Source organism: Pseudomonas sp. D4002 (genome assembly GCF_013385665.1).
Classification (GTDB): domain Bacteria; phylum Pseudomonadota; class Gammaproteobacteria; order Pseudomonadales; family Pseudomonadaceae; genus Aquipseudomonas.
The window spans coordinates 162,112-175,335 of record NZ_JACAPN010000021.1; the positions used below are offsets into that span (position 1 = coordinate 162,112).

Genomic DNA, 13,224 nt, shown 5'->3' on the forward strand with positions numbered 1-13,224 from the left:
AACCCGGTCACATGTGGGAGCTGGCTTGCCTGCGATGGCGCTCGAATGGGCGCCACCTTAACAAACAGGCTACCCACCCGCTAGAAAGCAAAACGCCAGCACGAGGCTGGCGTTTTTGCGTTTCAGGCAGCGATCAACGCGGCACGACCGGCTTGCGGGCTGGCTTCTTGCCTTTGCCTTTGGCGGCGTCGGTGCGCTCCTTGGCGGCCTGCTTGTTGCGCGCCATGGCCGCGGCCTTGGCTTGCTCACGCTTGTCCCACGGGTTGCTGCCGTCACTGCCACGGGGCGGCAAGCCGGTATGCTGGGTGAGGATCCTGGTGGTGGTTTCCTTCGCAACCTTGTGGCTGCCAGCCGGCGTCGAATTTTTGCGACGGGCGCTCTGGTAGCTGTCGGTGGACGGTTGGTGCAACGGGATCAGTTGCTCCTTGCCCGGCCCGATCAGGTCTGCACGGCCCATGCGAGTCAATGCTTCACGCAGCATCGGCCAGCCCTTCGGGTCGTGGTAGCGCAGGAAGGCCTTGTGCAGGCGGCGCTGTTCTTCGCTCTTGACGATGGTCACCGCGTCGCTCTTGTAGGTGACCTTGCGCAGCGGATTCTTGCCCGAGTGGTACATCGCTGTGGCGGTGGCCATTGGCGACGGGTAGAACGCCTGCACCTGGTCGGCGCGGAAGCCGTTGCCCTTGAGCCACAGGGCCAGGTTCATCATGTCTTCATCGGTGGTGCCCGGGTGGGCGGCGATGAAGTAAGGAATCAGGTACTGCTCCTTGCCCGCTTCCTTGGTGTACTTCTCGAACATGCGCTTGAACTTGTCATAGCTGCCGATGCCCGGTTTCATCATCTGGTTGAGCGGACCTTCCTCGGTGTGTTCCGGGGCGATCTTCAGGTAACCACCGACGTGGTGGGTCACCAGCTCCTTCACGTACTCCGGCGACTCGACCGCGAGGTCGTAGCGCAGGCCGGAAGCGATCAGGATCTTCTTCACACCCGGCAACGCACGGGCGCTGCGGTACAGCTGGATCAACGACGAGTGGTCGGTGTTCAGGTTCGGGCAGATGCCCGGGAACACGCAGGATGGCTTGCGGCACGCGGATTCGATTTCCGGGCTCTTGCAGGCAATGCGGTACATGTTCGCGGTCGGGCCGCCGAGGTCGGAAATGACGCCGGTGAAGCCTGGCACCTTGTCGCGGATCTCTTCGATTTCGCGAATGATCGACTCTTCGGAACGGTTCTGGATGATTCGGCCTTCGTGCTCGGTGATCGAGCAGAAGGTGCAGCCGCCGAAGCAGCCACGCATGATGTTCACCGAGAAGCGGATCATGTCGTAGGCCGGGATCTTTTCCTTGCCGTACGCCGGGTGTGGAACACGGGCGTAAGGCATGCCGAACACGTAGTCCATTTCTTCGGTAGTCATGGGAATGGGCGGCGGGTTGAACCACACATCCACTTCGCCGTGCTTCTGTACCAGCGCGCGGGCGTTGCCCGGGTTGGTTTCCAGGTGGAGCACGCGGTTGGCGTGGGCATACAGCACCGAGTCGCCACGGACTTTTTCCACGGACGGCAGACGGATCACGGTCTTGTCACGGGTCATGCGTGGGCTGGCCAGGATCTGTACCACCTTGGCCTCTTCCGGGTCTTCCACCGGGCCCTTTTCCTGCTCGATGGCGCAGGCCTGGGTGTCCTGGGTGTTCACGTACGGGTTGATGATCTTGTCGATCTTGCCCGGACGGTCGATACGGGTGGAGTCCACCTCGTACCAGCCTTCGGGCGTGTCACGGCGAATGAACGCGGTGCCGCGCACGTCGGTGATGTCTTCGATCTTGTGGCCCCACGACAGGCGCTGGGCGACTTCGACGATGGCCCGCTCGGCGTTGCCGTACAGCAGGATATCGGCACAGGCGTCGATCAGGATCGAGTTGCGTACACGGTCCTGCCAGTAGTCGTAGTGGGCGATGCGGCGCAGGGAGGCTTCGATGCCGCCGAGCACGATCGGCACGTGCTTGTAGGCTTCCTTGCAGCGCTGGCTGTAGACCAGGCTCGCGCGGTCCGGACGTTTGCCGGCCATGCCGCCTGGGGTGTAGGCGTCATCGGAGCGGATTTTCTTGTCGGCGGTGTAGCGGTTGATCATCGAGTCCATGTTGCCGGCCGCGACGCCGAAGAACAGGTTCGGCTCGCCGAGCTTCATGAAGTCGTCTTTGGACTGCCAGTTGGGCTGGGCAATGATCCCGACGCGAAAGCCCTGGGACTCCAGCAGCCGGCCGATGATTGCCATGCCGAACGACGGATGGTCCACGTACGCGTCACCGGTGACGATGATGATGTCGCATGAATCCCAGCCAAGCTGATCCATCTCCTCCCTGCTCATCGGCAGGAATGGCGCAGGACCGAAACATTCGGCCCAGTACTTGGGATAGTCAAATAACGGCTTGGCTGTTTGCATGACGGTGACCGGTGTTGAGATGAAAAATCGCGGGCGCGGAATATAGCACAAAATTTGACCAATTCCGACCTTTGCAGTCGGAATTGGCGGGCAGCGCTTTTACTCGTCTTCGAAGTTATAGCTGCCCGGCGCCAGGTTCTCGAAGCGGGTGTATTTACCGATGAAGGCCAGGCGCGTGGTGCCGATTGGCCCGTTACGCTGTTTACCGATAATGATTTCAGCGATGCCTTTATGCTCGGTCTCCGGGTGATACACCTCGTCCCGGTATACGAACATGATCACGTCAGCATCCTGCTCGATCGCTCCGGATTCCCGCAAGTCGGAGTTGATCGGGCGTTTGTTCGGACGCTGCTCAAGAGATCGGTTGAGCTGCGACAGGGCAACCACCGGGCAGTTGAATTCCTTGGCCAGGGCTTTCAACGAGCGGGAAATCTCGGAAATCTCGTTGGTCCGGCTGTCACCGCTGGAGCCCGGGATCTGCATCAACTGCAGGTAGTCGATCATGATCAGGGCAATATCGCCGTGCTCACGCACCAGGCGTCGGGTACGCGCGCGCATTTCCGACGGGCTGATGCCCGCGGTGTCATCGATAAACAGCTTGCGATCGTTGAGCAGGTTGACCGCCGAGGTCAGCCGCGGCCAGTCGTCGTCTTCCAGGCGGCCGGCACGCACCTTGGTCTGGTCGATGCGGCCCAGGGACGACAACATACGCATGATCAGCGATTCGCCTGGCATCTCCAGGGAGTAAACCAGTACGGCCTTGTCGCTGCGCAACACGGCGTTTTCCACCAGGTTCATGGCGAAGGTGGTTTTACCCATGGACGGACGGCCGGCGACGATGATCAAGTCGGCTGGCTGCAGGCCGCTGGTCATGCCGTCGAGGTCGGTGTAGCCGGTGGACAGGCCGGTGATGGCGTTGTCGGTGTTGAACAAGGTGTCGATACGGTCGATGGCCTTGGTCAGCAAGTCGTTGACGCTGACCGGGCCGCCGGTTTTCGGCCGGGCCTCGGCGATCTGGAAGATCTGCCGTTCGGCCTCGTCGAGAATCTCTTCGGCAGTGCGGCCTTCCGGGTTGAACGCGCTGTCGGCGATCTCGGTGGCGATGCCGATCAACTGGCGCAACGTGGCCCGCGCACGGACGATCTGCGCATACGCCTTGATGTTGGCGACCGATGGCGTGTTTTTCGCCAGCTCGCCCAGGTAACCCAGGCCGCCCACTTGGGACGTCTGGCCTTCCTTGTCCAATTGCTCGGCCAGGGTCACCACGTCGATCGGTGAGTTCTGGTCGGCCAGCTTGGCAATGGCGCGGAAGATCAGGCGGTGGTCATGACGGTAGAAATCGCCGTCCGAGACTTGATCCAGCACGCGTTCCCAGGCGTTGTTGTCCAGCATCAAGCCACCGAGCACGGCCTGTTCGGCCTCGATGGAATGCGGCGGCACCTTCAGGGCAGCGGTTTGCAGGTCATATTGCTCAGGAGCGGAGATATCGTTCATGGCCACTTGGAATAGTTGGAGAATCAGGAGCTACAGAAAAACAAAAGGCACGACCTGTGAACAGGATCGTGCCCGATGTTAACTGCCTGGCACGCGAGGTGCCAGTCAGTTAGGTGTTGCTTAAGCTGCTACCACAACAACGCGTACGGTTGCTTCGACTTCAGCGTGCAGGTGCACGGCTACATCGAATTCGCCAACGTTGCGGATGGTGCCGTTCGGCAGACGAACTTCGCTCTTCTGCACTTCAACGCCGGAGGCGGTCAGTGCATCAGCGATGTCGTGGGTGCCGATCGAACCGAACAGCTTGCCTTCGTCACCGGCGGTGGCAGTGATAGTCACTTCCAGCTCAGCCAGTTGGGCAGCGCGAGTTTCGGCCGAAGCTTTTTTGTCTGCTGCTGCTTTTTCCAGCTCGGCACGACGCTCTTCAAACGCAGCCAGGTTGGCAGCGGTTGCAGCGGTGGCTTTGCCGTATGGCAGCAGGTAGTTACGACCGTAGCCGGCCTTAACGTTCACTTTGTCGCCCAGGTTGCCCAGGTTGGCGACTTTTTCCAGAAGGATCAGTTGCATGTGAAAATCCTCTAACTTTTAACCTTCACCGTTCGCGTTATCGGCGTCTTTCGGCGCCAGACGACCGCGAAAATCAATCAGGCCGTCGACAATGGCCAAGACCACGAGTAACGGATAGATCAGCTGCATGAACAGCAACAGCGTCACGTACAACCCCACCAGCCAGAATCTGCCCAGTCGCTTTTGCGCCACCAGCCCATGAATCAGGGACAGGCCGGCGAATACCAGCGGTACGCTGCACAACGGCACCAACAGCGCCAGGCCAAAAGTCGGCCCGACCACCATGAACGCCAGCAGCAACATCGCCGGTCCAGCGGGGATTCTGATACTGCGAAACTCGCGACCAAAACCACCCGGGTTATACAACAACGCCTGCCAGTAACGCCCAAGAATCAGGCTCAGCAAGCTGACAATCTGCAACAGTGCCGCTATCAGGCCGGTAAGCATCGGTGCAACCACTGACGCAAAGCGCGCTCGCTCCTCTACCGATAACTGCTGGTAGAGATCCCCGAGGGCCAGCGGCAGGATCTTGATGATCTCCTGCGCCAGCGCCTCGATTTGCGGGCGGAAAGCCGCGCCAAGCGCCAGTGAATACACCAACCCCAATGCCACGCTGACCAGCAGCGTACGGACCCAGGACTCACTTGCGCGCAAAACCAACGCAAGGGTCGATGAACCGAGCAGTACCAGAAGTACCCGTGGATCATCGAATTTCAACCACCAGACCAAGGCCGGCAGTATTCCCAGGGCAAGAACGCCAAGGGCGTCCTTCAAACCGCGCCGCAGAAGCACAAGGCAACCCGCGGCAGCACCCAACCAATACAACAACGGCAATGCTGCACATCCAGCCACTACCAGAGTGGCCTGCACACGACCGCGCATGATGAACTCAGCTAAGGCGCGCATGCATTCAATCCCTTACTACTTGTCGACTGCCCGGTCTCAGCGGCCGTGGCTGTCGGTGTAGGCCAGCAGGGCCAGGAAGCGGGCGCGCTTGATAGCGGTGGCCAGCTGACGCTGATAACGAGCTTTGGTACCGGTGATGCGGCTTGGAACAATTTTGCCGGTCTCGGATACGTAGGCTTTCAGAGTGTTGAGATCTTTGTAATCGATCTCCTTCACGTCTTCAGCGGTGAAGCGGCAGAATTTACGACGACGGAAGAAACGTGCCATTTGATAGGCTCCTTAAAAGGTCCGTGGATTACTCGTCAGCGTTATCGCTGTTGTCGCTGTCATCACTATCAGCGCTTTCAGCGCCTTCGTGCTCAGGACGGTCGCGACGCTCACGGCGCTCACTGCGGTTTTCTTCAGCCTTGAGCATCTCGGATTGGCCGGTAACGGCTTCTTCGCGACGGATGACCAGGTTACGGATCACTGCATCGTTGTAGCGGAAGTTGTCTTCCAGCTCGGCCAGGGCCTTGCCAGTGCACTCAACGTTCAGCATCACGTAGTGAGCCTTGTGAACATTGTTGATTGCGTAGGCCAGTTGACGACGGCCCCAATCTTCCAGACGGTGGATTTTGCCGCCGTCTTCTTCGATCAGCTTGGTGTAACGCTCTACCATGCCGCCGACTTGCTCGCTTTGATCCGGGTGGACCAAAAAGATGATTTCGTAATGACGCATGAATGCTCCTTACGGGTTGTAGCCTGCCGCTCAAAAACGGTCAGACAAGGAGTGAATGACACTTATGGATCTTGCCGAAGGGAGGCACATGCGTGCCTGCCATGAAGGCAAGGGGCGCAATTGTAGAGAAGGGGGAGAAAGGGTGCAAGGTGATTGGTGATTATTTGAACAGCCCCCATACACCACAAAAACAAATGTGGGAGGGGGCTTGCTCCCGAAAGCGATGTGCCAGTCACCAAATGCACTGACTGATACACCGTATTCGGGAGCAAGCCCCCTCCCACATTTTGACCTGCGCCAGACTTGGTTATTTCTTGGCTTTAGCCTTGGCGCCGCGCTGGCGCTGGGCTTCGAACAGGCAGACGCCCGTTGCGACTGAAACGTTGAGGCTGCTGACGCTACCGGCCATCGGCAGGTGCACCAGGTAATCGCAATGCTCGCGGGTCAGGCGGCGCATGCCCTTGCCTTCGGCACCCATGATCAGGATGGTCGGGCCGGTGAGGTCCTGGTCATAAATGCTGACCTCAGCCTCCCCCGCCGTACCCACGACCCACAGGCCGCGCTGCTGGAGTTTCTCGAGGGTACGCGCCAGGTTGGTCACGGCCACCAACGGAATCACTTCCGCCGCACCGCAGGCGACTTTACGCACTACAGGCGTCAAGGTTGCCGACTTGTCTTTAGGTACGATCACCGCCAACGCACCGGCAGCATCCGCCGAACGCAGGCAGGCGCCGAGGTTGTGCGGATCGGTCACGCCGTCGAGCACCAGCAACAGCGGTGCGCCTTCGGTGCGGTCGAGCAGCTCGTCGAGCATCGCTTCGCCCCAGACCTGGCTTGGACTGACGTCGGCTACCACGCCCTGGTGAACGCCTTCGACCCAGACGTCCATCTCGCGCCGCTCGGCCTGGCCGATGGCAACTTTGTTCTGATTGGCCAGTTCGACCAGCGCTTGAACACGCGGCTCACTGCGGCCTTCTGCCAACCACACCTGCTTGACGCGTTTCGGGTGGTGACGCAGCAATGCTTCTACGGCGTGCACGCCGTAGATTTTTTCCAGACTCATGACTTGGCCTTAGGTTTGCGCGACCCGCCGCTTTTCGCAGGGGCCGAACCCGCTTTTGGCGGGCCTTTACGGTGTTTACTCGGCTTGCTCGACGGCTTTTCCGCCTCGCGGGACTTTCCCCCAGACGCCGCTTTACCACCGCTTTTGGCTTCGTTGAGCAACTGCTGCTTCAACTCGCGGCTCTTGCGCAGCTCGGCGTTTTTCGCCGCGGCATCGCTAGGGCGGTAGGCTTCGGGGGCCTTGTCCTTGGCAGACGAACGACGCGCAGGCTTGGCTGGCGCAGGCTCGGCGACCGCTGCTTTCGCAGGAGCACCTTTGCCTTTGCTGGCCGGGGCAGCAGTTTCGCCGCCACGTTTTTTACGGCCAGTCGGTTCAGCCGGCTTGTCAGGCATACCGAAATCGATCTTGCGCTCGTCGAGGTCGACGCGCATGACCTGCACTTCAACGGTATCGCCCAGACGGAAGCTGCGACCGGTGCGCTCACCCGCCAGGCGGTGATGCACAGGGTCGAAGTGGTAGTAGTCACCCGGCAAGGCGGTGACGTGCACCAGGCCCTCGACGTAGATGTCGGTCAGCTCGACGAACAAACCAAAACCGGTCACGGCAGTGATCACACCCGGGAACGACTCGCCCACGCGGTCTTTCATGAACTCGCACTTGAGCCAGTTCACTACGTCGCGGGTGGCTTCGTCGGCACGGCGCTCGCTCATGGAGCACTGCTCGCCCAACTGTTCCAGGGCCGCTTCGTCGTACGGATAGATCCGTGCCTTCGGAATGGTCATGGCACCAGCACGCTTGACGTGCGGGGTGTTCTGTTTGGAATGGATCACGCTGCGGATCGCCCGGTGCGTGAGCAAGTCCGGGTAACGACGAATCGGCGAGGTGAAGTGGGTGTACGCTTCGTAATTCAGGCCGAAGTGGCCCTGGTTATCGGCGCTGTACACCGCCTGGCTCAGGGAGCGCAGCATAACGGTCTGGATCACGTGGTAATCCGGACGGTCCTTGATGCTCGCGAGCAGAGCCTGGTAGTCCTTCGGCGTCGGGCCGTCCTTGCCTTTGTGCAGGGACAGGCCGAGCTCACCGAGGAACGCGCGCAGCTTCTCCAGACGCTCCGGCGGCGGGCCGTCGTGCACCCGGTACAACGCAGGAATCTCGTGCTTTTTGAGGAACTCTGCGGTGGCCACGTTGGCCGCCAGCATGCACTCCTCGATCAGCTTGTGAGCATCGTTGCGCGTGGTCGGGGTGATTGCGGCGATCTTGCGCTCGGAACCGAAGACAATCCGGGTTTCCTGAGTTTCAAAGTCGATCGCGCCACGCACGTGACGAGCGCCCAACAGCACCTTGTACAGCGCGTAGAGCTGCTTGAGGTGCGGCACGACATGCCCGTACTCACCGCGCAGGGCCTTGGCTTCGCTGGTTTTCGGCTGTTCCAGGATGGTGCTGACCTTGTTGTAGGTCAGGCGCGCCTGGGAGTGAATCACCGCTTCGTAGAACTGGTAGTCGGTCATTTCGCCGGTTTTCGAGATGGTCATCTCGCACACCATGGCCAAACGGTCGACTTTCGGGTTCAGGGAGCACAGGCCGTTGGACAGCTGCTCAGGCAGCATCGGGATGACGCGCTCGGGGAAGTACACCGAGTTGCCGCGCACCTGGGCTTCGTTGTCCAGGGCCGAACCGATCTTCACGTAGCTGGACACGTCGGCAATCGCGACGAACAACTTCCAGCCGCCGGAGAACAGGCGCAGTTTGCCAGGCTTGGCTTCGCAGTAGACCGCATCGTCGAAGTCGCGGGCATCTTCGCCGTCAATGGTGACGAACGGCAGATGACGCAGGTCGATGCGCTTCTCTTTGTCTTTTTCTTCGACTTCCGGCTTGAGCTTGGCGGCTTCTTTGAGCACAGCCTCAGGCCAGACGTGAGGGATATCGTAGGTGCGCAGCGCAACATCGATCTCCATGCCCGGCGCCATGTAGTTGCCGACCACTTCAACGATATCGCCCTGCGGCTGGAAGCGCGCAGTTGGCCAGTGGGTGATTTTCACCTCGACGAACTGGCCCACTTTGGCGGCGCCATTGCGCCCCGGAGTGATCAGCACTTCCTGCTGGACCTTGGGGTTATCCGGCACCACGAAGCCGATGCCGCCTTCTTCGAAGTAACGGCCGACGATGGACTCGTGGGCACGGGACACCACTTCGACGATCACGCCTTCACGGCGACCGCGACGGTCGAGGCCGGAAACGCGGGCCAGGGCACGGTCGCCATCGAACACCAGGCGCATTTGCGCCGGGCTCATGAACAGGTCATCGCTGCCGTCGTCCGGGATCAGGAAACCGAAACCGTCACGGTGGCCGGCAATGCGACCGAGGATCAGGTCGAGCTTATCCACCGGCGCATAGGTGCCTCGGCGGGTGTAGATCAACTGGGCATCGCGCTCCATGGCGCGCAGGCGGCGACGCAGGGCCTCGAGTTGGTCTTCGGTGGTCAGACCGAATTCTTCAACCAGCTGCTCGCGGCTAGCAGGCGAACCCCGATCGGCGAGATGCGCCAGGATCAGTTCGCGGCTAGGAATAGGGTTTTCATATTTTTCCGCTTCACGAGCGGCCTCGGGATCGAGGGACTGCCAATCGGCCATTAGAGAGTTTTCACCTTGTCTATATGCGGGTTAGTTTGGCATACGCGTATTGAAACGGGAAATTTCAGGTGTCGACAAGCCCGTAAAAGCACTTTGTAGCCCTTGGAATGCACCTTGCGCGACCGTCGGCGAAATATTCCAGACTTTTTTCATGGCAGGGCTTTACAGCTCAAAATAGCCTCCGTATAGTGCGCGCCATCGACGACGGCAACGTTGTTGATGCTGCCCAGGTGGTGAAATTGGTAGACACGCCAGCTTCAGGTGCTGGTGATCGCAAGGTCGTGGAAGTTCGAGTCTTCTCCTGGGCACCAATTTCAAACTCAAGGTTATGCCTTGAGTCTCCAAAAACCCGCGAAAGCGGGTTTTTGCGTTTCAAGCCTTTGATTTTTAACAAGAATCTTGATTTATATTTTTGAATCAGGGGTTTACAGATCAAAAAGCCCTCCGTATAGTTCGCTCCATCAACAGCGCAAGCGTTGATAATGCCCAGGTGGTGAAATTGGTAGACACGCCAGCTTCAGGTGCTGGTGATCGCAAGGTCGTGGAAGTTCGAGTCTTCTCCTGGGCACCAAATTCAGATCAAACCCGCGAAAGCGGGTTTTTTCGTTTCCGGGGTTTGAAAAACTGACCGGTGATTCCCCCCCTCGTCCGCACTTGAGAAGTTTTATCGTTTATCCTTGTAAGGATTTGTTGCACTCAAGTGAGGAAAACCCCGGATGATGATCCGCGATACCCGTCTCAAGACATCCCTTCTGCGTGGCCTGACCATCACTCTGCTCGGCCTGACCCTGCTCTCGCCCGCTGCCTATTCTGCCGACAAGGTTGCACTGACCTTGTACAACGGCCAACACAAGGAGGTCGGCGATGAACTTGCCAAGGCCTTCGAAGCCAAGACCGGCATCCACGTCAATGTGCGCAAGGGCAGCAGCAACCAGCTGGCCAGCCAGGTCGTCGAAGAAGGTGACCGCTCCCCTGCCGACGTGATCTACACCGAAGAATCGCCGCCGCTGAATAAACTCGGCGAGCAAGGCCTGCTGGCAACCATCGACGCCAGCACCCTCGACGTCCTGCCGAAGGAATACGTGGCCGCCAACGGCGCCTGGATGGGCGTAACCGCACGCACCCGCGTCGTGGCCTTCAACCCGAAGCTGATCGCCGAGAAAGACCTGCCCAAGTCGGTACTGGATTTCGCCGGGCCCGAGTGGCAAGGCAAGGTCGGTTTCGTGCCCACCAGCGGCGCGTTCCAGGAACAAGCCGTAGCGATCATCAAGCTGCACGGTCGCGAAGCGGCTGAAGAGTGGCTGACCGGCCTGCGCGCTTTCGGCAAGGTCTACAGCAACAACATGGTTGCGCTCAAGGCCGTGGAAAATGGCGAAGTCGCCACTGTCTTGGTGAACAACTACTACTGGTTCGCCCTGAAGAAAGAAAAAACCAACCTGGATTCGCAGCTGCACTACTTCACCAACGGCGATGCCGGTGGCCTGATCACCGTGTCTGCCGCGGCTGCACTGAAATCCAGCAAGCATCCAAAGGAAGCCCAGCAACTGCTGGCATTCATGGCCAGCGAAGAAGGCCAGCGGGTGATCACCAACACTTCCGCCGAATACCCGCTGCGCAAGGGCATGGAATCCAACCGCGGCCTCAAGCCTTTCAGCGAGCTGCAACCGCCGAAAGTCACCCCTGCCGACCTGGGCAACGCCGAAGAAGCCCTGGAACTGGAACGTGACGTTGGCTTGAACTGATGAACCCATCGCTCCCCGCCCTCGCCTTGCGCGGGGGTTTTACGCCGAGACGCAAACGCCCTTCGATCTGGTTGCTGCTACCAGTCCTGCTGCTGGTAGGCCTGAGCCTGTTGCCGCTGGCGTATGTCGGCCTCAAGGCCTGGCAGGCAGGATGGGCCGAGGCGGTGCATTTGCTGTGGCGGCCCTATGTATTCGGGTTGCTGCGCAACACCCTGGCGCTGATGGTCGGCGTCACCGTGGCCTGCGGCGTGATCGGCTTGTCCCTGGCCTGGCTGCTGGAACGCAGCAACCTGCCGGGACGGCGGATCTGGGGAGTGATCCTGTGCCTGCCGTTCGCGGTGCCGGCGTTTGTCAGCAGCTTTACCTGGGTTTCGTTAAGCGCCAACTTTGAAGGGTTGGGCGGAGCGATCCTGGTGATGACCCTGTCCAAATACCCACTGGTGTTTCTGCCGGTGGCGGCAACCCTGCGCAATCTTGATCCATCCCTGGAAGAATCGGCCCGCACCCTTGGCCTGAATCGCTGGGGCGTGTTCTTTCGCATCACCTTGCCTTTACTGTGGCCGTCACTGCTGGCCGGGGCACTGTTGATTGCCCTGCATATGCTGGTGGAGTTCGGCGCGCTGTCGATCATCGGCTTGCAGACGTTTACCACCGCGATCTACCAGCAATTCGAGCTGGAGTTCAGCAACGCCAATGCGGCGATGCTTTCGGCGGTGCTGCTGGTGATGTGCCTGACGCTGCTCTGGCTGGAGCTGCGGGTGCGCGGCAAGGGCCGACACGTGCGTACCGGCCAGGGCGCGGCGCGGCATGCCGAACAGGTTCGACTCGGCAAATGGGCGGCGCTGGGGCAGCTGTATTGCCTGCTCCTGGCGATCATCGGCAGCGGCATTCCACTGGGCATGCTCGGTTATTGGCTGGCAGTGGGCAGTTCGGCGGCATTTCCGATAGCCGAGATCAGCGAGGCGCTGCTTTCTTCGTTGGCGCTATCCCTGGGCGGCGCCGCGCTTTGCCTGTTGTTTGCCGTGCCCGTGGGCTTGCTGGTGGTGCGCTACAAGGGCCAGCTCGCACTGTGGGCCGAGCGCCTGCCGTACCTGCTGCACGCCCTGCCCGGCCTGGTGATTGCGCTGACACTGGTGTATTTCGCCCTGCATTACGTGCCGGCGCTGTATCAAACGTCGGCATTGCTGCTGATCGCTTATGCGCTGCTGTTTTTGCCCCTGGCCCAGGCGCCGATCCGCACGGCGCTGAACAAGGCAGCACCCCAGCTGGAAGAGGCGGCGAGAACGCTGGGCGCGTCGTCGTTCAGTGCGTTTTGCCGGGTGACGCTGCCGATTATTTTCCCGGCATTGGGGGCGGCGTTTGCGCTGGTATTCCTGGATGCAATGAAGGAATTGACGGCGACGTTGCTGCTTAGTCCGACCGGGCTGAATACCTTGGCAACTGCCGTGTGGGCGCACACCTCGAATGTGGAATTCGCGGCAGCGGCGCCCTATGCGGCATTGTTGATTTTGGTGTCGGGACTGCCGGTGTATTTGCTTACGACGCGGATGTACCTGAGCCGCTGAAATAGCTTTCGCGAGCAAGCCCGCTCCCACATTTGCTCGCATTCCAGAAGTGGAACTCGGTCGAATGTGGGAGCGGGCTTGCTCGCGAAAGGGCCGCACCAG

The 13,224-nt window shown here is 60.2% G+C and carries 10 protein-coding genes and 2 tRNA genes; 4 read left to right on the top strand and 8 right to left on the bottom strand.

The window, feature by feature from the left end:
• Window positions 1–133: 133 nt before the first annotated feature.
• From HX824_RS15835 to rnr, 8 genes are all read right to left on the bottom strand, one after another.
• Window positions 134–2,437, bottom strand: coding sequence for a YgiQ family radical SAM protein (locus HX824_RS15835; protein WP_008439091.1), 2,304 nt, complete (start codon window positions 2,435–2,437; stop codon window positions 134–136).
• A 99-nt stretch (window positions 2,438–2,536) separates the two neighbouring features.
• Window positions 2,537–3,931 (bottom strand): replicative DNA helicase, encoded by a 1,395-nt coding sequence (dnaB, locus tag HX824_RS15840; protein WP_003217484.1) that lies wholly within the window; start codon window positions 3,929–3,931, stop codon window positions 2,537–2,539.
• A gap of 120 nt (window positions 3,932–4,051) precedes the next feature.
• Window positions 4,052–4,498: a 50S ribosomal protein L9 gene (rplI, locus tag HX824_RS15845; RefSeq protein ID WP_003171376.1), complete on the bottom strand. Its 447-nt coding sequence runs from the start codon at window positions 4,496–4,498 to the stop codon at window positions 4,052–4,054.
• Window positions 4,499–4,516: 18 nt separating this feature from the next.
• The gene (locus HX824_RS15850) at window positions 4,517–5,404 is read right to left on the bottom strand and encodes a hypothetical protein (protein WP_003217488.1); all 888 of its coding nucleotides are present in this window, start codon (window positions 5,402–5,404) and stop codon (window positions 4,517–4,519) included.
• Window positions 5,405–5,440: 36 nt separating this feature from the next.
• Window positions 5,441–5,671: a 30S ribosomal protein S18 gene (gene rpsR / locus HX824_RS15855; protein ID WP_002551829.1), complete on the bottom strand. Its 231-nt coding sequence runs from the start codon at window positions 5,669–5,671 to the stop codon at window positions 5,441–5,443.
• Between the two features lie 28 nt (window positions 5,672–5,699).
• Window positions 5,700–6,122, bottom strand: coding sequence for a 30S ribosomal protein S6 (gene rpsF, locus HX824_RS15860; RefSeq protein ID WP_003217491.1), 423 nt, complete (start codon window positions 6,120–6,122; stop codon window positions 5,700–5,702).
• A gap of 307 nt (window positions 6,123–6,429) precedes the next feature.
• A complete protein-coding gene (gene rlmB / locus HX824_RS15865) occupies window positions 6,430–7,185 on the bottom strand; it encodes a 23S rRNA (guanosine(2251)-2'-O)-methyltransferase RlmB (protein WP_003217493.1) in 756 nt (251 codons plus the stop codon).
• Window positions 7,182–9,815: a ribonuclease R gene (gene rnr / locus HX824_RS15870; RefSeq protein ID WP_008439093.1), complete on the bottom strand. Its 2,634-nt coding sequence runs from the start codon at window positions 9,813–9,815 to the stop codon at window positions 7,182–7,184. The genes rlmB and rnr overlap by 4 nt, the downstream gene beginning before the upstream one ends.
• A 224-nt stretch (window positions 9,816–10,039) precedes the next feature.
• Between rnr and HX824_RS15875 the strand changes: the two genes are divergently transcribed.
• The 4 genes from HX824_RS15875 to HX824_RS15890 all read left to right on the top strand — a co-directional run bounded on the left by HX824_RS15875 (window position 10,040) and on the right by HX824_RS15890 (window position 13,122).
• A tRNA-Leu gene (locus HX824_RS15875) sits at window positions 10,040–10,126 on the top strand.
• Between the two features lie 173 nt (window positions 10,127–10,299).
• A tRNA-Leu gene (locus HX824_RS15880) sits at window positions 10,300–10,386 on the top strand.
• Window positions 10,387–10,531: 145 nt separating this feature from the next.
• Window positions 10,532–11,557: an extracellular solute-binding protein gene (locus HX824_RS15885; protein ID WP_008439094.1), complete on the top strand. Its 1,026-nt coding sequence runs from the start codon at window positions 10,532–10,534 to the stop codon at window positions 11,555–11,557.
• Entirely contained in the window at window positions 11,557–13,122 is a 1,566-nt protein-coding gene (locus tag HX824_RS15890; RefSeq protein WP_008439096.1) for an iron ABC transporter permease, read from the top strand. Before HX824_RS15885 ends, HX824_RS15890 begins: the two co-directional genes overlap by 1 nt.
• The last annotated feature ends 102 nt before the right edge of the window (window positions 13,123–13,224 follow it).